This window comes from Nocardioides sp. YR527 (genome assembly GCF_900101045.1).
Classification (GTDB): Bacteria; Actinomycetota; Actinomycetes; order Propionibacteriales; family Nocardioidaceae; genus Nocardioides.
This window is the reverse complement of the sequence record NZ_FNFN01000003.1, coordinates 504,756-523,465: the sequence shown is the minus strand read 5'-3', so window position 1 is coordinate 523,465 and position 18,710 is coordinate 504,756. Positions and strand designations below refer to the sequence as shown.

Below are 18,710 nucleotides of genomic sequence, written 5' to 3'. Positions count from 1 at the left end.
ACTCGCCGTCAGGGTGATCCCGGGCACCCCTGTGGGGTTAGGTTTCGACCATGACACTCGACCCCGTCGCCGCTCTTCAGGCCGCACTTCGGGCCCCGACCGTCAACGACGGCTCAGGTGCGGAGACCCAGGCGTTCGAGCAGCTCCACGAGGCACTGCGTGAACACTTCCCGCTGCTGCATGCGAACCTCGACCTCACTCCGGTAGGCGAGCACGGCCTCCTCTTCCGCTGGCCCGGCGCCTCCGCCGAGAAGCCGGTCGTGCTGATGGCCCACCAGGACGTCGTCCCGATCGCAGGCGTCTGGAGCCACGACCCGTTCGGCGGCGAGATCGTCGACGGGGTGATCCACGGGCGCGGCACGCTCGACGACAAGGGTCAGCTCGTGGCGATCTGCGCGGCGGTCGAGGGGCTCCTCGCGGACGGGTTCGCGCCTGCGTACGACGTCTGGTTGTCGTTCGGCTCCGACGAGGAGACGACCGGCGCGGCCGCACGGGCGGCTGTCGAGGAGCTCCGGAGCCAGGGGGTCAAGCCGTGGTTCGTGCTCGACGAGGGCGGGGCGGTCGCGTTCGACGCCTTCCCGGGCGTCGCGGCGCCGATCGGGGTCGTCGGCGTCGCCGAGAAGGGCACCACCGACGTACGCCTGAAGGTGACCGGCGACGGCGGCCACTCCTCCACCCCACGCCAGAACGGCCCGACGGCGCGGCTGGCGCGCGCGATCACCCGGCTCGACCGGATGTCGATGCCGGTCGGGCTGCCGGCGCCGACGGTCGAGATGTTCGAGCGGATCGCCCCTTACGCGGCCAGGCCCATGCGACCCGTGCTGGCCAACGCCGGCCGGCTGACGCCCGCGCTGGCCAGGCTGCTGACCCGGCTCGGACCCGAGCCGGCCGCACTGACCCGCACCACCGTGGCAATCACGACGCTCGAGGGCAGCCCGGCGGCCAACGTCATCGCCTCGGCCGCCTCGGCCGGGGTCAACCTGCGGATCATGGTCGGCGAGACGGTCGCCGAGGTCGTCGAGCGGCTGCGTGCCGCGATCTCCGACAAGCACGTCGAGATCGAGGTCGTCCGGGCCGGGGAGCCGTCGCCGATCTCGCCCCGTGACGAGGCGTTCTCGCTGGTCACCGACACCATCGCGGCGGTCTTCCCGGAGGCGGTGCCGGCTCCCTACACCGTCATGGCCGCGACCGACTCACGGTTCTTCTACGAGATCAGCGACCGGGTCTACCGGTTCGCACCGTTCCGGATGACCGCTGCCCAGCGCGCCACCATCCACGCCGCCGACGAGAACATCAGGGTCGATGACTACCTCGACGGGATCCGCTTCTACCGAAGGTTGATCGAGTCACTGTGACCACCGAACGTCAGCGCACCGGCCTCGAGCATGCCGCGCGTGGAATCTGGGTGATCGTCGGCTTCCTGGTGGCCGTCGAGTTCGCCAGCGGCATCCTGCAGGGCTACTACACCCCGATCTTCTCCGATCTCGCCGACCATCTCGGCGTCTCCGACGCCGATCTCAACTGGCTCGAGGCCGGGCAGCTGATCGTCTCCGCGCTGTGCGTGCCGCCGCTCGCCCGACTCGGTGACCTGATCGGTCACAAGAAGGTGCTCCTGCTGGCGACCGGCATCACCGCGCTCGCCACCTGGTGGACGGTGGTCGCCCCCGACTTCGGCTCGTTCCTGGTCGCCTGGTCGATCCAGGGCGCCTACGTCATCTGGCTGCCGCTCGAGGTCGCCATCGTCCACAAGCGCACCGGTGGCGACACCGCCCTGACCCGTAAGGCCGCCGGTGTCCTGGTCGGCGCGCTGCAGCTCTCGGTGATCATCGGCGCAGTCGCCGCCGGCGCGCTCGTCGGGGTGCTCCCGATGACCGCGATCCTGGCCTTCCCGGCCGTGGCCGTGACCGCTGTCTTCGTCGTCATCGCCGTCGGCATCGAGCCCGACTCCGGCACCAGCGGCGGCTCCTTCGACTGGCTCGGACTGGCGGTGCTGACCCTCGTGCTCGGCCTGGTGATGGCGGGCCTGGTCGGCGTACGCGTCCTCGGAGCCGGGTCTCTCCTCGCCTGGGGTCTGGTGGTCCTGGGGCTGCTCACGCTGGTCCCGTTCTGGCGCATCGAGACCGCGTTGGACGGTGGCGGCAGGACCGAGCCGCTGATCGACGTACGCCTGCTGGTCTCGCGTGGGCAGTGGCCGATCCAGCTGACCGCCTTCCTGTTCGGGATGTCGGTGCTGGGAGCGCAGATCCCGCTGTCGACCTTCGCGCGCACCGATCCCGCCGAGGCCGGCTTCGGGCTGGGCGCCGACGCATCGTTCGTGTCGCTGCTGATCGCGGAGTACGTCATCGCGATGGCGATCTCCGCCTTCACCCTGCCGCTGTGGACGCGGTTCCTCGGTCCCGTACGGGCTCAGGCGGTCGCCTGCTTCCTGGTCGCCACGGGCTACCTGATGTGGCTGCCGTTCCACGACTCCACCGGGCAGGGACTCCTCAACATGGCCGTCGTCGGGCTCGGCTCGGGTGCCCTGGTCGCCTCGCTACCGGCGGCCGCCGCCGCAGCCGCACCGTCCTCCCGCACCGCCTTCGCGACCGGCATGACCAACGCCACCAAGACCGTCGGCGGCGCCATCGCCTCCGCGGTCTTCGCGATCGCGCTCGCCGCGGACGGGTCCATCGCCGGCGAGGCGCACGCGCCGCTCTCGGGCTATCTGACGGTGTGGGCGGTCTGTGGTGTCACCGCCCTCGTCGCCGGGCTGCTGCTCCTTCTCCCCCGGCGCACGACCAGCGCTGGGTAAACTTTCCCGCGCTGGAGGTGATCACATGCCCACGAGCGAGGACCGACCCGAGGAGCGCCCGGAGATGGAGGCGCCCCCTCTCTCCGACGCGGCAAGCAAGGCGGCAGCCGCGGCCCGGATCCAGGACCAGGCCAAGTGGGTCGACCTCCAGGTGCAGCAGTCGATCCAGCGCGGCGAGTTCGATAACCTGCCCGGCGCCGGCAAGCCGATCAAGAACCTCGACCGCGACCACGACCCCGACTGGTGGGTCAAGCAGCTCGTCGAGCGCGAGCAGATCGTCGTGCTTCCCCGGTCGGTACAGCTCCGCAAGGACGACGCCGAGCTCGACGGCCTCCTCGACACCCAGACCACCGAGGACGGCGCCCGTAGGATCGTCGAGGAGTTCAACGAGCGGGTCATCGCGGCCCGCTACGGCGCCCCCGAGGGACCACCGCTGATCACCATGCCCCGCGACCTCGACGCCACCCTCGATGCCTGGCGCGAGCGCCGCGCCGCCCGGGTGGAGGCGGCCAAGAACGTACGTCGGGAGCAGCCTCCCCGGAGACGACGTTGGTGGCGGCGCTGAGCGGTCGCCGGGCCGGTGAAAGAGTGCGGTCAGCGACCGTTACTTGTGGCTGGTCTTGGGCCGCGTGTGGCCGCGGGAAACCGCTCCAGGCGAAGGGAAGGCTTCTACAGGCGAACGAAAATTCGTTCGCCCCACCAAGCAAGGACTCCTCCAGCGGAAAGAAAATTCCTTCCACCAGCAGAACCCACACCTCGGCAGACACGGCTCACGCGGCGAAAGGAATTTTCCTTCCACCAACTGCCCCGCTCGCCCACACCAGCGAAGCCATCAGCCGACTCCAAAGCCCGTACCCAACTCACATCTCCGCACCAAACCCCGACCACCGACCTCGCGCCGAGAAAACCGCATCCGATACCGCCCAGGAGTCACACCGACCTCCGAAGTGAACGAGGCCCGGAAGGTCACCGGCGAGTAGTAGCCGGCCTCGTGGCTGATCCGGTCGATCGGCAGATCGGTGGTCTCCAGGAGGGTCTTGGCGACCGCGATGCGCTCGGCGGAGACCCAGCGCATCGGGGTGGTGGCGAGGTCGCGCTCGAAGCGCCTGGCGAGGGTACGCGGCGAGACCGCGGCAGCCGACGCCAGGCGCTCGAGGGTGACGTCCTCGTGCAGGTTGGCCCGGAGCCAGGCGCGCAGCTCGTCGAGCCAGTGGGCCTGCTCGGTGAGCGGATCCGCCGCGACGTACTGCGCCTGGTCACCGTCACGGTGCGAGGCGATGACCAGGTTGCGGGCGATGGTGTTGGCGGCATGCTGGCCGTGGTCGGTGCGGATCAGGTGGAGGCACAGGTCCAGCCCGGCGGCCGAGCCCGCGCTCGTCAGCACGCCGTCGTCGACGTAGATCGCCCGCGGGTCGAGGTCGACCCGCGGAAACGTACGTCGGAACAGCTCCGCCCACCGCCAGTGGGTCGTGGCTCGGCGACCGTCGAGCAGCCCGGCCTCGGCCAGGGCGAAGGCACCGGTGCACAGCGAGACCATCCGGGCGCCGCCGGCTGCGGCACGGCGTAGCTCCCGGACCAGCGTCGAACTGATCGGCTCACCCGGCCGGATCGCCGGCACCAGCACCGTTGCGGCCTCGGCCAGCGCGGTCATCGGCCGCTGCGGCGTCAGCCGCGGCCCACCGTGGACGCGCACCCCACGCAGGTCGCCGCACAGCGTCACGTCGTAGAGCGGGCTGGCGTCGTGGTCCCAGTCGTAGCCGAGCGCCTCGAGCGGCATCCCGATCTCGAACAGGGTCATCCCGTCGACGATCGGGATGGCGATGGACGGCTTCGCGGACATGGCAAGAATCTATCACTCTAAGTCAATCCTGCCACTCCTCCAGCGGGCTCCGCGCGAGCACGATGGAGTCATGACGAAGTACAGGAAGAACCCCAGCAAGATCCGCACCACCGTCCGCTCCGTCCTCGCCGGCTTCGACGCCGGCGCCCGGATCCGTCACGGCGCCCAGGTTCCGAAGGACCATCCCTCCCGACGCCGGTCGTGATCGTTACAACCCGAGACGCCTACCGACCGGTAACTCCTGGCCGTTAGGGTGACCGGCATGAGTCACAAGAGCCCCAAGGACTTCTTCGCGCCGTTGGCGGTGGGCGCCCCCGCACCGCCGCGGGAGGTCCCGGCACGGCCGAGTCGCGCGATCCACTTCTTCGACCCGTCGAACCCGAAGATGGCGGCCAAGGTGCCCGCCATGGTCGGCACCGTCGACGTCCTCCTCGGCAACCTGGAGGACGCCGTCAAGGCCGACAACAAGGTCGCCGCGCGCGAAGGCCTGGTCGAGATCGCGAAGGGCACCGATTTCGGGAAGACCCAGCTCTGGACCCGGATCAACAGCCTCGACTCCCCGTGGGTGCTCGACGACCTGGTCACCCTGGTCAGCGAGATCGGCGACAAGCTCGACGTCGTGATGGTGCCGAAGGTGCAGGGCCCCGAGGACATCCACTACGTGGACCGACTGCTCGCGCAGCTCGAGGCCAAGGGCGGCGTACAGAAGCCGATCCTCATCCACGCCATCCTCGAGACCGCGCGCGGCGTGGCCAACGTCGAGGAGATCGCGCTCGCCTCCCCGCGCATGCAGGGCATCAGCCTCGGCCCGGCCGACCTCGCGGCCGACCGCAAGATGAAGACCACCCGCGTCGGTGGCGGCCACCCGGGCTACCTGGTCCGCCAGGACCCGGTAGACGGAGACATCCACGGCAACCGCACGGTCTTCCAGCAGGACCTGTGGCACTACACGATCGCAAAGATGGTCGACGCCTGCGCCGCGGCGGGGATCTACCCCTACTACGGCCCGTTCGGCGACATCACCGACGTCGTGGCGGCCGAGGACCAGTTCCGCAACGCGTTCCTGCTCGGCTGCGTCGGCACCTGGAGCCTGCACCCCAAGCAGATCGAGATCGCCAACCGCGTCTTCTCGCCCAGCGTCGAGGACATCAAGCACGCCCGTCGCGTGGTCGCCGCCATGGGCGACGGCACCGGCGCGGTCATGCTCGACGGCAAGATGGAGGACGACGCCTCGCTGAAGCAGTGCCTGGTCCTCGTCGACCTCGCCGAGGAGCTCGCCGCGATCGACCCGAAGCTCAAGGAGCTCTACGACGCCATCGAGGTGGACTGAAATGACTGACGCAACCCAAGAAATCGAGCACAGCCGCCCCCTCCGCTCGGTCCTCTACATGCCGAGCTCCAACACACGGGCCCTCGAGAAGGCCAAGACGATCACCGCCGACGCGCTGATCCTCGACCTCGAGGACGCCGTCGCCCCCGACGCCAAGCCGGAGGCACGCGAGAACGCGGCCGCAGCCGTGACGTCGGGCGAGTACGGCAACAAGTACCTCACCATCCGCATCAACGGCGCGGACACCGAGTGGCACGCCGACGACCTGGCCGCTGCCGCCAAGGCAGGACCCGACGCGATCGTGGTCCCCAAGGTCAACAGCGCCCAGCAGGTGCACGAGCTCGTCGCGGCCTTCGAGAAAGCCGGCGTCCCGGAGCAGACCAAGCTCTGGGCGATGATCGAGAGCCCGTACGCCATCCTCCACGCCGAGGAGATCGCCTCCGCCTCCGAGCGGCTGACGGTGCTCGTCATGGGCACGAACGACCTGGTCAAGGAGCTGTACGTCGACCACGTCCCCGCCCGCGCCAACCTGGTCACCAGCCTCCAGCTGGCCGTGCTCGCCGCACGCGCGAGCGGCAAGGTCATCCTCGACGGTGTCTACAACAACGTGAAGGACGCCGAGGGCTACGCGGCCGAGGTCGAGCAGGGCCGGATCTTCGGGTTCGACGGCAAGACCCTGATCCACCCCGCTCAGGTCGAGGGCGCCAACACAGGATTCGCACCCAGCGAGCAGGCGGTGGCCGACGCCAAGGGTCTCATCGAGACCTGGGAGGCGAGCGACGGCGGCGTGGTCACCTACAACGGCAAGATGGTGGAGAACCTCCACGTCGAGTCCGCGCGGCGCACGCTGAGCATCGCCGAGGCCATCGCAGCGTTGTAATCCACATCGGGATATACCCCTGCCCGTATCTTCTCCGTTACTTGCTACCCCCGTTTGGGCTCGTCAGTAACTTTTTTCTGAGAAGAAGGTGACAAGCGGTCGAGATTCTGGTTCCGTTACGTGCTGCGCGACACAACCGACACTCGCTAAGCGCTCAGGAGACAGCGTCAGATGACTGAAGCGAATCGTCGGCCCGCGACGGGGGACCACTCGAACGTCCCACCCACGCCGGCTCGACACCCCGCCACACCGATGCTCCCCACGGACGACACCGCGCCCGAACCCCTCGAGATCGCCCGCCGCGCTCTCGAGGGGTTGTCGCCGGCGGACGAGTCCTGGTTCACCAATCCCAAGACGAACCCGGCCGCGCAGCGAGTGCGACCGCATCACACGCCGTACGCACCGCAGCCGCAGCCCGGCACGGCGCTCGTCCTGCGACACCCCGACGCCGGCCACTCCCAGCGGCCACAGGCCACCTACCAGCGCCCGACGCCGCACACCCAGCTGCCGCAGTACGCCTACCAGCCGAGCCCCTACACGGCACAGCAGTTCCATCCTGCCGGCCCGGTGATGTTCGCCAATCCGGCGATGCCGTCGTACGCCGCCGCGCAGGTGCCGACCCGGAACGGCGTGGTCGAGGAGCACCGGATTCCGAAGGTCCGCGCCCGCAACAAGAAGGCCGTGCTGCTGCCGCTCGCGGCGATGGCGATCGCCTCGGCCGGCATCGGCGCCTTCGCCCAGGCCAACGTCGACCCGGACGTCGAGACCCAGCAGGTCAAGGCCCACGCCGGCCAGTACGACGCCGTACCCGTGGTCGACCTCGCCGACCAGAAGGTCATCGACGCCCCCGGCGTGATCGCGCCGGAGAAGACCTCCCCGTTCTCCCCCGCGGCTCCGAACACCTCTGGCGGCAAGCACTCCAACGGTGACTACGACGCGCCCTCCACCGCCGAGGCCTACGGTGGCGCCCACTCCTCCAGCGGAACCGTCTCCACCCCGCTCGAAGGGGACACCTTGTCGGACAGGGACCCGGCACCGGCTCCCGAACCAGCTCCGGAGCCGGCACCGGAACCGACTCCGCAACCCGAGCCGGAGCCCGAGCCGACCCCTGCGCCGACTCAGCCGTCGCTGGGCAAGAACGTGGTGGCCCCGGTACTCGACACGGTGACGGGCGTCATCGACGGTCTCACCGGGATTCAGATCGACCTGACGCCCTAGTCAGCAGCCGTTTCAGAGCGGGCCGTGACCTTTCCGAGGTCACGGCCCGTTTTGCGTATGCCCGGGTGGGTTACCCATGACAAAGAAGGGCCATCTAGAAATAGGACCTCCGTCCCGATAACTTCCGTGGTTTTCTCTCGTTTGCCCGATGTGCCACCCCTTAACTCGGGAGTGCGCCAGGTTCCCCCGGATCTGGCAGGTGGCACGGCCCCGTTGCGGGGATCTTGGGGGATCCCCACCGCAGAATCGGAGTCCAACCAACAATGCGAAGCATCCGTACGTTCGCGCTGTCCGCAGCCGCTGCCGCCGTCGTCGGCGCAGTTCTGGTTGTGCCGGCGCCCTCACAGGCCGCGCTGACGAACACCTCGTTCGGGCTGTTCGCCAGCGGCTTCGGCAGCCGCGTGACCGGTGGAAACATCCCGGCCAACTCGGGAGACCTCGGATACCAGACCATCGGGTGCACCCGTAAGGCTGGCTACGACGTCGACAACAACACCGCGGGCGCCAAGGTGCCCGGTCTCGGCAAGATCGGCGGCACCACCACCCGCCAGCGCACCATCAAGTCCGGCTCGACGGTCAAGTCGATCTCCGAGCACAAGATCGCCGACGTCGTGCTCGACAAGAGCCCGCTGGGCACGGTCACCGTCGAGGGCCTCAGCTCGGTGTCCCAGGCCTGGTGGGACGGGAAGGCTTACAAGGCCGACTCCAAGGCCAAGATCGCTCACGTCGTTCTCGACCCGGCCGGCCCCGGCCAGAAGATCGACCTTCCGATCCCCGGCCGTGACAAGCCGCTCGTCATCCCGGGCATTGCCACCATCGGTCTGGGCAACACCGTCGAGAAGACCAACGCCGACGGCGCCGAGGCTTACGCCAACGGCATCTGGATCAAGCTCCACGGCACCGACTCCGAGGTCATCGTCGGTCGCTCCCGCGCCGAGATCAACGGCCAGGCCTACTCCGCGACCTTCCGCGGTTTCTCCGACGCGATCGACGCCACCGCTCTCGGCGGCGCCGTCCAGGTCGGCAAGAACCCGCTGACCAACGCGTCGTGCGCCGGCACCAAGGGCAAGCTGAAGACCAAGTCCATCGCCGGCGTTCCGCTGGGCGAGGCCGGCAGCGTCGTGGACGTGAAGGGTCTCACGAGCGGTCAGCGTTCGAACCAGACCAAGACCACGGCTGAGGGCTACACCTTCGCCGAGGTCGCCGGCGTCAACATCGGCGACGGCGCGATCCGCATCGAGGCCATCCGCGCCCAGGCGAACGCGAAGTTCGTCAAGGGCAAGGGCGCCTCGACGTCCACCTCGGGCACCAAGTTCGGCGACATCTTCATCAACGACCAGAAGGTCTCCCTCGCCCAGCTCGGGTCGGCGCTCTCCCGCGTCGACATCCCCGGCCTGGCCAAGATCGAGACCAACGTCGTCGTCGAGCGCAGCAAGAACCTGATCGAGGTCGTCGCCCTGCGGCTGACGCTCCTCGACGCGACCGAGGGCACCAAGACCGTTGTCAACATCGGTCACGCCAAGTTCAAGGTGAACTCCAACGCGTGATGCCTTGATCCACTGAGGCAGTCCTAAGAAACGGCCCGCGACCTGACCAGGTCGCGGGCCGTTTCCACGTTGTGAAGTTACTCATGGGTAGTATCAGCCTACCCTTACCCTGACGGAGCCGACCGCAAGAACTAGGCTCGGCTTATTCCGGCAGTCCTGCCCCCTGATGAGGAGCGCCTAGGCATGTTGCAGATCATCACCATCGTCGTGTGTCTCGCGACCACGGTGGTCGCCGTCTATATGACCACCAAGGCGGTCAGGTCGATGCTCGCGGTCATCAAGATCGGTACGCCGATCAGCCGCGTCGACCAGCCGCTGGCCCGCACACTGACGATGCTGAAAGAGACCGTCCTCCACACGCGGATGTTGCAGTGGACCTGGGTCGGCGTCCTGCACTGGTTCGCCTTCGCGGCGTTCATCGTGCTCTCGACCGCGGTCGGCTCGGCGTACTTCCAGCTCTTCTCCGCCGACTGGACGATCCCCGTCATCGGGAAGTTCTTCCTCTACGAGTGGGTGGCCGAGGGTCTCGGCCTGCTCGGTGCGCTGGGCATCATCCCGCTGATCATCTACCGGCTGCTGCACCAGCCGAGGAAGATGGGCCGCGGGACGCGGTTCTACGGGTCGGTCATGTGGCAGGCCTTCTTCGTCGAGGCGATGGTGCTGCTCGAGTCGATCGCGATCCTGTTCATCCGCGGCGCGGAGTACAACCTGGCGCTGGCGCACGGCGGCGAGCACGCTGAGCACGCGACCGGCTTCCACTTCCCGATCTCTCAGTTCTTCGGTGCGCTCTACCCGACCGGCGCCGAGTCGATCGGGACGCTGGAGAACATCATCTACCTCATCGCGACCTTCAAGATCCTCTCCGCGCTGATCTGGCTGATGGTGATCTCGTCCAACCTGACGATGGGTGTCGCCTGGCACCGCTTCACCGCCTGGTTCAACATCTGGTTCAAGCGCGAGCCGGCGTCGCGTACGTCTGCTGTCGACGGCGCACGCCCGCTCGGCACCGCGCTCGGCGCGATCAAGCCGATGCTCATCGACGGCAAGCCCGTCACCCTCGAGGACGTCGAGGAGGACCGGATCCCCGAGGACGCCATCTTGGGCGTCGGCTCGATCCAGGACTTCTCCTGGAAGGGCATCCTCGACTTCACCACCTGCACCGAGTGTGGTCGCTGCCAGTCGCAGTGCCCCGCCTGGAACACCGAGAAGCCGCTCTCGCCCAAGCTGCTGATGATGGGCCTGCGTGAGCACGCGTACGCCGCCGCCGCTGACGGCGATCTCAAGGAGAAGCCGCTGATCGGCAAGGCCGACGGCGCCCCGGAAGGTGCCGAGAGCAACGCCGAGGTCCTCGACTGGTTCTACAACCCGGAGGACGGCGGCTTCGTCATCGACGAGGACGTCCTCTGGTCCTGCACGTCCTGCGGCGCCTGTGTCCAGCAGTGCCCCGTCGACATCGAGCACGTCGACCACATCATGGACATGCGCCGCTACCAGGTGCTCGTCGAGTCCAACTTCCCCTCAGAGCTCAACGGTCTCTTCAAGGGCCTCGAGGGCAAGGGCAACCCCTGGAACATGAACGCCAACGCGCGCATGGACTGGGCCAAGGACCTGCCCTTCGACGTCAAGGAGGTCGGCAAGGACATCGAGTCGCTGGAGGAGGTCGACTGGCTGTTCTGGGTCGGCTGTGCCGGCGCCTACGAGGACCGCGCCAAGAAGACGACCCGCGCCGTGGCCGAGCTGCTCGATATGGCCGGGGTCTCCTTCGGCGTACTCGGCAACGGCGAGACCTGCACCGGCGACTCCGCCCGCCGCGCCGGCAACGAGTTCGTCTTCCAGGGCCTGGCTCAGCAGAACGTCGAGACGTTCAAGGAGTTCAAGGTCAAGAAGGCCGTCACCACCTGTGCTCACTGCTTCAACACGTTGAAGAACGAGTACAAGGAGTTCGGCATCGAGCTCGAGGTCGTCCACCACACCCAGCTGCTCAACCGCCTCGTGCGCGAGGGCAAGCTGACCCCGGTCGCGGACGGCGCCGGCGCCCACAAGCGCTCGATCACCTACCACGACCCGTGCTACATCGGTCGCCACAACGGCGTCTACGAGCCGCCGCGCGAGCTGCTGCAGATCATGCCGGGTGCGGAGTACAAGGAGATGCCCCGCAACTCCGAGCGCTCCTTCTGCTGTGGTGCCGGTGGTGCCCGGATGTGGATGGAGGAGAAGATCGGGTCGCGGATCAACGAGAACCGCACCGACGAGGCCGTCGCCACCGGCGCCGACCAGATCGCCGTCGGCTGCCCGTTCTGCCGCGTCATGCTCTCCGACGGTCTGACCAAGGCCCAGGCCAACGGGGCCGCGCGCGAAGAGGTCGAGGTGCTCGACGTCGCGCAGATGCTGCTCGCGTCCGTGAAGGGCGAGCAGGCGACCAAGATGGCCCCGGGTGAGGGCGCGAAGGTCGGTGCCGCCGCCAAGGCTGCGCCGGCCGTCGAGGAGGCCGCTCCGGCTGCCGGTGCAGCCGCCGCCGGTGCCGCCGCCGGTGCCGCCACCGCTGCCGCTGGCTCGTCGCTCTTCGACTCCCCCGCCGAGACCGCGGAGACGACCGAGAAGGCTCCGGCCGACGCGTCCTCGCTCTTCGACACCCCTGCCCCGGCCGAGCCGGCATCGGGAGGTACGTCGGGTGGTAGCTCGCTCTTCGACACCCCCGCGCCTGCCGCCGAGCCCGAGAAGCCGGCCTCCGGTGGCTCACTGTTCGACGGCGGTGGGTCGCTCTTCGACACGCCCGCGGAGGCGCCCGCCGAGGAGACTCCGGCGTCGAGCGGCTCGCTGTTCGACGTGCCGGCCGACAAGCCCGCCGACAAGCCCGCTGAGGAGCCTGTGGCCGATCTCGGGGCTGGTGGGTCGCTCTTCGACGTACCTGCACAGGAGGAGGCAGCGCCTGCTGCTCCGGCAGCACCTGCCCCGGCACCGGCCGCGGAGCCTGCTGTCGACCTGGGCGGAGGCGGCTCGCTCTTCGACATCCCGGCCGCACCCGCCGAGGAGGCCGCACCCGCCCCTGAGGCGAAGGCCGCGCCCGCTGCCGCCGAGCCTGAGGCACCTGCCGCTGCTCCGGCTGCCGCTCCGGCCGCAGAAGAGCCGAGCATCGACCTCAGCGCAGGTGGTTCGCTCTTCGACATCCCGGCCAGCACGCCCGAGCCGACCCCCGCCCCGGCCAAGGCTCCCGAGGCCGCGACGGAGGCTCCGGCCGCACCTGCTGCACCCGCACCCGCGGAGCCTGTTGCTCCGGTCGCAGGTTCGGGAGTCACCTCGGAGCCGAAGACCGACGTCGACTTCGACAGCCTCGGCTCGCTCTTCGACATCGAGGCCCCCGAGGGCACGGTCGCCGCCGCGGCTCCCGCCGCCCCTGCCGAGGTCGCGCCGGTGGCCGAGACCGCCACGGAGACCGTGGTCGACGAGGCGCCGGTCGAGGACGTCACCGTCGAGGCGGAGGCGCCGGCCGTCGAGCCGGAGCCCGAACCGGAGCCCGAGCCGGCCGCCGAGGCGCCCGCACCGGAGCCGAAGCCGGCCCCGGCCGCGAGCGGAGAGACCCACACTCCGCGTACGGACGTCGACATCCACGAGGCAGGGTCGCTCTTCGACCTCTGACCCAGCACGCCGAGGCGTCACGCGCGTCGGTCGAGATGGCACCACGGTGCCATCTCGACCGGCGCGCTTGACGTTTCGGCCGACCTGGCTGACGTCTCGGCACGGGGCTGACATCACCTGGTGTCAGATTGGGGTTGTGTTGACGTCATCGTGATGTCATAGTGGTGCGTATGGACATCACGCCGTACATCGACAGCCTGCGCCGGGATCTGCTGGCCGCGGCCGAGGCATCGGGGCCGGAGGCCAGGGAGACCGCGGAGCGGCTCACCTACGCACTCGACCCGGCTGCTCGCCTGGCGGTGATGGAGGCGGTGAGCCAGGCAGCCGCGGAGATCACGGCAGAGCTGCCTGCGGGCAACGTGGACGTACGTCTGCGAGGGCGCGACCTCGAGTTCGGGGTGACGCTTCCCGAGCTCGCCGAGCCGGTTCCTCCGACGCCTCCGACGCCCCCGACACCGCCCGCTCCCCCGGCCCCGCCGGAGCCGGAGGGCGACGACGCCCTCGCCCGGGTCACCCTCCGCATCCCGGAGTCGCTCAAGGCGAAGGCCGAGGAGGCCGCGGCCGAGGCCGGCCAGTCGCTCAACACCTGGCTCATCGGCGCGGTGCGCGCGGCGACCCGCGAGAACGCGGTCAACGTCGACGTCGACCTCTCCGCGATCCCACACATCGTCAGCGAGGCGATGAACAGCTTCGATCCGTTCCGCGGGAGCAACCGCGGCAGGTCCGACCGCCGGATGACCGGCTGGCTCTGACCTGAGCTCGAGACACGACCACGGACGGCCGCCCGGCCGGTCCGGTAGATCAGCACACCCTGAGGAGCACCATCATGAGCACGTACACCTTCATGTCCACCGCCCCCGCCAAGCTGTTCGTCGAGTTCGGCAAGGGCAATCTCGAGGTCCAGGCGACCGATACCGATGAGACCGTCGTCGAGGTCGACGGCGATGACGCCGAGAGTCTGGTCGTCGAGCAGAGCGGCGACACGATCAACATCATCGACCCGCACAAGGGCCCGTTCAACCGCTCGCGGCGCTACGACATCAGCGTGACGGTCCCCGTCCGCAGCCAGCTGCGAGCCCGCACCGGTACCGCCGACATCGCCACCCAGGGCGTCCTCCGGGCAGCGTGGCTCCAGACCGGCTCGGGCGACATTCGGATCGACCGGGTCGTCGAGGAGTTCCAGGTCGAGTCGGGCTCGGGGGACATCGAGGCGGACACCCTCGACGGGCGCGCCTCGATCAAGTCCGGCTCCGGCGACATCCGGATCGGTACGGCCCACGACCTGCACACCAAGACCGGCTCCGGCGCGGTGGAGATCGACGAGGTCGAGGGCGACGTGAGCCACTCGACCGGCGCCGGCGACTTCGCGATCCACTCGGTCAGCGCGGGCCGGATCTCGGTGAAGGGAGCCTCCTCCGACGTACGCATCGGGATCCCGAACGGCACCCCGGTCTGGACCGACGTCAACACGGTGACCGGCCGGTGCACCAGCACTGTCGAGAGCACTGGCGCACCGGCCGCGGGTGAGCCCTACGTCGAGCTCCGCACCACCACCGTGAGTGGTGACATCACCCTCGTCGGGCTCTGAGCCCGACGAGGAGGGCTACTTCTCCTTGGTGGGGTGCGGCGCGTCCGGCACGACCGGCCGGAGCACCCCCCAGGCGATGAAGGCGCCCCCGACGACGAGCAGGGCGATGCCCGCCCAGAGGTTGGCGTTGGGCCCGCCGGTCTTGTCGACCTCGGGGTCACCGAAAAGGCCCATCAGCAGCAGGATGACGCCGTAGACCGTGAGCAGGGACCCGATCACGTTGCGGATGTCGAAGAGCGACAGCAGCGTGCCGAGCAGCCCCTTGTTGGTCTTGGCCGGGTTCGATTCGCTAGGCATCTCAGTCTCCTCAGAAGATCGCGTTCAGGATGGTGACCATGACCAGAGAGACACCCGCCAGAGGCACCGGGCGCTGCCACCACGGACGACCTGCGTCCTCGGGGTCCACCAGGTCCTCCCTCGGTGTCTCCGAGTAGACCAGACCCTTCAGGGAGCCTTCCGGCTTCGGCTTGGTCACCAGCGAGACGATCACGCTGACGACGATGTCGACGCCGAAGGCCACACCGGCGGCCACGAACGACGCCCCCTGACCGGACAGAGGCAGGACACCGACGGAGAGTCCGCCGAGCGTGCCGTCGGCCAGGATGCCGACGCCCACCGCCGCCAAGGTGCCGGAGACGAGGCCCGCCCAACCGGCGGTCGCGGTCATCCGCTTCCAGAACATACCCAGGATGAACGTGGCGAACAGCGGAGCGTTGAAGAACCCGAACAGCGTCTGCAGGTAGTCCATGATGTTGGAGAAGCTGGACGCCAGGACAGCGGTGAAGATCGCGATGGCCGTCGCCGCGACGGTCGCCCAGCGGCCGAGCTTCACGTAGAAGTCGTCCGGGCGGTCCTTGATGATGTACTCCTGGACGATGTCGAAGGACACCACCGTGTTGAACGCGGAGACGTTGGCCGCCATACCGGCCATGAACGCCGCCAGCAGACCGGTGATCGCCAGGCCGAGCAGACCGTTGGGCAACACCTCTGCCATCAGGTAGAGCAGCGAGTCGTTGTAGGTCACCCCTTCACCTGAGGCACCACCGGGGATCGACTCCCCTGCCTTCGTACGCGCGATCTCGGTGACCAGGACCGCGGCGATCATGCCCGGGACGATGGTGATGAACGGGATGAACATCTTCGGGAACGAACCGATGATCGGCGTCTTGCGGGCCGCGCTGATCGAGTCGGCGGCCATCGCTCGCTGGACCTCGACGAAGTTGGTCGTCCAGTAGCCGAAGGAGAGCACGAAGCCGAGACCGAACACGATGCCGACGACCGAGAGGAAGTCGGAGGAGAAGCCGGTCAGGGCGGCACCGGGCCAGGAGTTGAGCTGGTCGGCGGCGGGCGCGATGGTGTCGGGGTTGGCGGCCGCGGCCTTCTCGATCTGAGAGGTCAGACCGTCCCAGCCGCCCACCCGGTGGAGACCCAGGATGGTCAGCGGCAACAGTCCGGCGACGATCACGAAGAACTGCAGGACCTCGTTGTAGATCGCGGCCTTCAGACCACCGAGGGTGATGTAGGACAGCACGATCACGGCGGCCACGATCAGCGCCACCCACAACGGCCAGCCGAGCAGCGCGTGCACGATGGCGCCGAGCAGGTAGAGGTTGATGCCGGCGATGAGCAGCTGCGCCACCGCGAACGAGAGCGCGTTGACGAGATGGGCGCCGGTGCCGAAACGGCGCTTCATGAACTCGGGGACCGAGCGCACCTTCGAGCCGTAGTAGAAGGGCATCATCACGACGCCCAGGAACAGCATGGCTGGAACTGCACCGATCCAGAAGTAATGGACGGTGGGCAGCCCGACCTGCGCGCCAGTTGCCGACATCCCCATGATCTCGACCGCGCCGAGGTTTGCCGAGATGAAGGCGAGACCGGTGACCCACGCGGGCAGGGACCTGCCCGAGAGGAAGAAGTCCACCGAGCTCGACATGCCGCGGCTGGCCAGGAAGCCGATGCCGAGAACGAACGCGAAGTAGATGGCGATCAGAAGGTAATCAACTGCATTGGCCTGGATCAGGGTGTCCGCGGCCAGGATGCTTCCTTGCATTCCACGACCCTTCTAGGTTGATTGAGTACGTCAACCTAACCACGTCAAACAGACAAAACCGCGCTGGGTCACCCCTTCATCGACACGCCTTCTCGCCAGTAGCCCATGAAGGCCACCTGCTTGCGCGGCATCTCGAGCTCGTTGACCAGGTGACGGCGCAGTGCGGTGACCATCCGGGACTCCCCGGCGATCCAGGCGTAGCGCCCGTCCTCGCCGGTCGTGGAGCCGTTCGTGGAGCCGTTCGCGGGCGCTGAGACCTCCTCGCCGGAGGACGAGTAGTCCGGGGTCTCCCACAGGTCCGGGTCCTCGACCTCGACCGAGGTCACGTCCTCGGGCGTCGCCTCGAAGCCGAGCAGTCCACCGACGGCGGCCAGGGCCGGACCGCCCACGGGCGCGCCCTCGCGCGGGAGCCAGCTGACCTCCAACCCCTCAGGCGCAACCACATCCTGTACGTCATCAGCTGCCGGCACCTCCAGGAAGGCCGATCCGGTGGCGTCCGCCGGCAGCGACTCGAGGATCGAGACGATCGCCGGGACGGCCGTCTCGTCCCCGACCAGAAGCAGCCGGGTGGCGTCACCAGGAAGCCACTCGATCCCGCCGTAGGGCTCGCCGAGCTTGGGTCCGGCGACCAGGATCTCGTCGCCCGGCTCGGCCGCGCCGGCCCAGTCGGAGCCGGGACCGTGCGCACCGGGGTGCAGCACGAAGTCGACGTACAGACGCTTTTCGATGCCTTCGCCCTCGACCGAGCGGATCGTGTAGGTGCGCATCCGCGGGCGCTCGTCCTCGGGGAGGGCGAGCCATTCGGCGTACCAGTTCTCCCCCGACAGCTCCGGCAGCACACCGGGAACCGCTGGGAAGAGGAGCTTGATGCGCTGATCGAGGCTCGGGCCGTCGTTGCCGAAGTCGGCCAGGTCGTCGCCGGCCAGCTCGATCCGGGCGAAGGACGGGGAGAGGCGCTCCACGGAGCGCACCGAGACGCGGGCGAGGATGGGCATGTCAGGCTCCTTGTGCGTGGGGGTGAGCGGCGGGGCGGTGGTGGCGTCCGATGGGGACGACCAGCGGTGTGCCCGAGACGGGGTCCGAGATGACCTGGGCCTCCAGGCCGAAGACCTTCTCGACCGACTCGGCGGTGACCACCTCGGCGGGGTCGCCGGTGGCGGCGATCCTGCCGCCGCTCATGGCGATCAGGTGGTCGGCGTAGCGGGCGGCCAGGTTGAGGTCGTGGAGCACCATCACGACGGTGGTGCCTCGCGACGAGCGCAGCCCGTGGAGCAGGTCGAGGAGGTCGATCTGATGGGCGACGTCGAGGAACGTGGTCGGCTCGTCGAGGAGCAGCAGGTCGGTCTGCTGGGCGAGCGCCATCGCCACCCAGACCCGCTGCCGCTGGCCACCGGAGAGCTCGTCGACGATCCGGTCGGCGAGGTCGAGCGTGTTGGTCAGCTCGAGCGCCTCGGCGACAGCCGCATCGTCCTCGGGCGACCAGCGCTGCAGCGCACCGCGGTGGGGCTGACGACCGCGGCCGACCAGGTCGACGACCGTGATCCCCTCGGGCGCGATCGGCGACTGGGGCATCAGGCCGAGCGTCTTGGCGACGGCCCGGGTCGGCTGCTTGTGGACCGCCTTGCCGTCGAGGACCACCTGCCCCGAGATGGGGCGGAGCAGCCGGGCCATCCCGCGCAGCAGGGTCGACTTCCCGCAGCCGTTGGCGCCCACGATCACGGTGGTCAGACCGTCGGGGATCTCCAGGGAGACCTCGTCGACGATCGGGTCGCCGCCGTAGCCGAGGCTCACACTCTCCGCAGCGAGTCTCATCTGGGCCTCTTTCAT

General features: G+C 68.7%; 16 protein-coding genes. 11 read left to right on the top strand and 5 right to left on the bottom strand.

The features are described from left to right. Window positions 1-50: 50 nt before the first annotated feature. Genes BLT25_RS11050 through BLT25_RS11040 form a run of 3 tightly spaced genes read left to right on the top strand, consistent with a single transcriptional unit; the run spans window position 51 to window position 3,356 of the window. Complete coding sequence (locus tag BLT25_RS11050; RefSeq protein ID WP_091045512.1) at window positions 51-1,355, top strand: M20/M25/M40 family metallo-hydrolase; 1,305 nt, start codon at window positions 51-53, stop codon at window positions 1,353-1,355. Continuing rightward, complete coding sequence (locus BLT25_RS11045; protein WP_091045509.1) at window positions 1,352-2,791, top strand: MFS transporter; 1,440 nt, start codon at window positions 1,352-1,354, stop codon at window positions 2,789-2,791. The genes BLT25_RS11050 and BLT25_RS11045 overlap by 4 nt, the downstream gene beginning before the upstream one ends. A gap of 25 nt (window positions 2,792-2,816) precedes the next feature. Beyond that, the gene (locus tag BLT25_RS11040; protein WP_091045506.1) at window positions 2,817-3,356 is read left to right on the top strand and encodes a DnaJ family domain-containing protein; all 540 of its coding nucleotides are present in this window, start codon (window positions 2,817-2,819) and stop codon (window positions 3,354-3,356) included. A gap of 267 nt (window positions 3,357-3,623) precedes the next feature. On the opposite strand, the gene BLT25_RS11035 is transcribed toward BLT25_RS11040, so the two are convergent. Continuing rightward, window positions 3,624-4,631, bottom strand: a complete 1,008-nt coding sequence (locus BLT25_RS11035) for a GlxA family transcriptional regulator (protein WP_091045504.1) — start codon at window positions 4,629-4,631, stop codon at window positions 3,624-3,626. 70 nt (window positions 4,632-4,701) lie between these two features. Between BLT25_RS11035 and BLT25_RS30380 the strand changes: the two genes are divergently transcribed. The 8 genes from BLT25_RS30380 (at window position 4,702) to BLT25_RS11000 (ending at window position 14,830) form a co-directional block, all read left to right on the top strand. Next, a complete protein-coding gene (locus tag BLT25_RS30380; protein WP_256328546.1) occupies window positions 4,702-4,836 on the top strand; it encodes a hypothetical protein in 135 nt (44 codons plus the stop codon). A 57-nt stretch (window positions 4,837-4,893) separates the two neighbouring features. After that, window positions 4,894-5,961, top strand: a complete 1,068-nt coding sequence (locus BLT25_RS11030; RefSeq protein ID WP_091046255.1) for an HpcH/HpaI aldolase/citrate lyase family protein — start codon at window positions 4,894-4,896, stop codon at window positions 5,959-5,961. 1 nt (window position 5,962) lies between these two features. Next, window positions 5,963-6,841, top strand: a complete 879-nt coding sequence (locus tag BLT25_RS11025; RefSeq protein ID WP_091045501.1) for an HpcH/HpaI aldolase/citrate lyase family protein — start codon at window positions 5,963-5,965, stop codon at window positions 6,839-6,841. A 252-nt stretch (window positions 6,842-7,093) separates the two neighbouring features. Next, complete coding sequence (locus BLT25_RS11020; protein ID WP_091045498.1) at window positions 7,094-8,059, top strand: hypothetical protein; 966 nt, start codon at window positions 7,094-7,096, stop codon at window positions 8,057-8,059. Window positions 8,060-8,322: 263 nt separating this feature from the next. Further along, window positions 8,323-9,606: a choice-of-anchor P family protein gene (locus tag BLT25_RS11015; RefSeq protein WP_091045494.1), complete on the top strand. Its 1,284-nt coding sequence runs from the start codon at window positions 8,323-8,325 to the stop codon at window positions 9,604-9,606. A 183-nt stretch (window positions 9,607-9,789) separates the two neighbouring features. Beyond that, window positions 9,790-13,242, top strand: coding sequence for a (Fe-S)-binding protein (locus tag BLT25_RS11010; protein ID WP_091045491.1), 3,453 nt, complete (start codon window positions 9,790-9,792; stop codon window positions 13,240-13,242). Between the two features lie 170 nt (window positions 13,243-13,412). Continuing rightward, window positions 13,413-13,994: a toxin-antitoxin system HicB family antitoxin gene (locus BLT25_RS11005; RefSeq protein WP_091045489.1), complete on the top strand. Its 582-nt coding sequence runs from the start codon at window positions 13,413-13,415 to the stop codon at window positions 13,992-13,994. Between the two features lie 74 nt (window positions 13,995-14,068). Continuing rightward, window positions 14,069-14,830 (top strand): DUF4097 family beta strand repeat-containing protein, encoded by a 762-nt coding sequence (locus tag BLT25_RS11000; protein WP_091045486.1) that lies wholly within the window; start codon window positions 14,069-14,071, stop codon window positions 14,828-14,830. 15 nt (window positions 14,831-14,845) lie between these two features. On the opposite strand, the gene BLT25_RS10995 is transcribed toward BLT25_RS11000, so the two are convergent. The 4 genes from BLT25_RS10995 to BLT25_RS10980 all read right to left on the bottom strand — a co-directional run bounded on the left by BLT25_RS10995 (window position 14,846) and on the right by BLT25_RS10980 (window position 18,695). Next, the gene (locus tag BLT25_RS10995) at window positions 14,846-15,127 is read right to left on the bottom strand and encodes a hypothetical protein (protein WP_091045484.1); all 282 of its coding nucleotides are present in this window, start codon (window positions 15,125-15,127) and stop codon (window positions 14,846-14,848) included. A gap of 10 nt (window positions 15,128-15,137) precedes the next feature. After that, window positions 15,138-16,868 carry a sodium:solute symporter family protein gene (locus tag BLT25_RS10990; RefSeq protein WP_176883834.1) on the bottom strand — a complete coding sequence of 577 codons (1,731 nt, stop codon included), beginning with the start codon at window positions 16,866-16,868 and terminating at the stop codon, window positions 15,138-15,140. A gap of 83 nt (window positions 16,869-16,951) precedes the next feature. After that, window positions 16,952-17,878, bottom strand: coding sequence for a siderophore-interacting protein (locus BLT25_RS10985; protein WP_091045478.1), 927 nt, complete (start codon window positions 17,876-17,878; stop codon window positions 16,952-16,954). A 1-nt stretch (window position 17,879) separates the two neighbouring features. After that, window positions 17,880-18,695, bottom strand: coding sequence for an ABC transporter ATP-binding protein (locus tag BLT25_RS10980; protein ID WP_256328545.1), 816 nt, complete (start codon window positions 18,693-18,695; stop codon window positions 17,880-17,882). Between the last annotated feature and the right edge of the window lie 15 nt (window positions 18,696-18,710).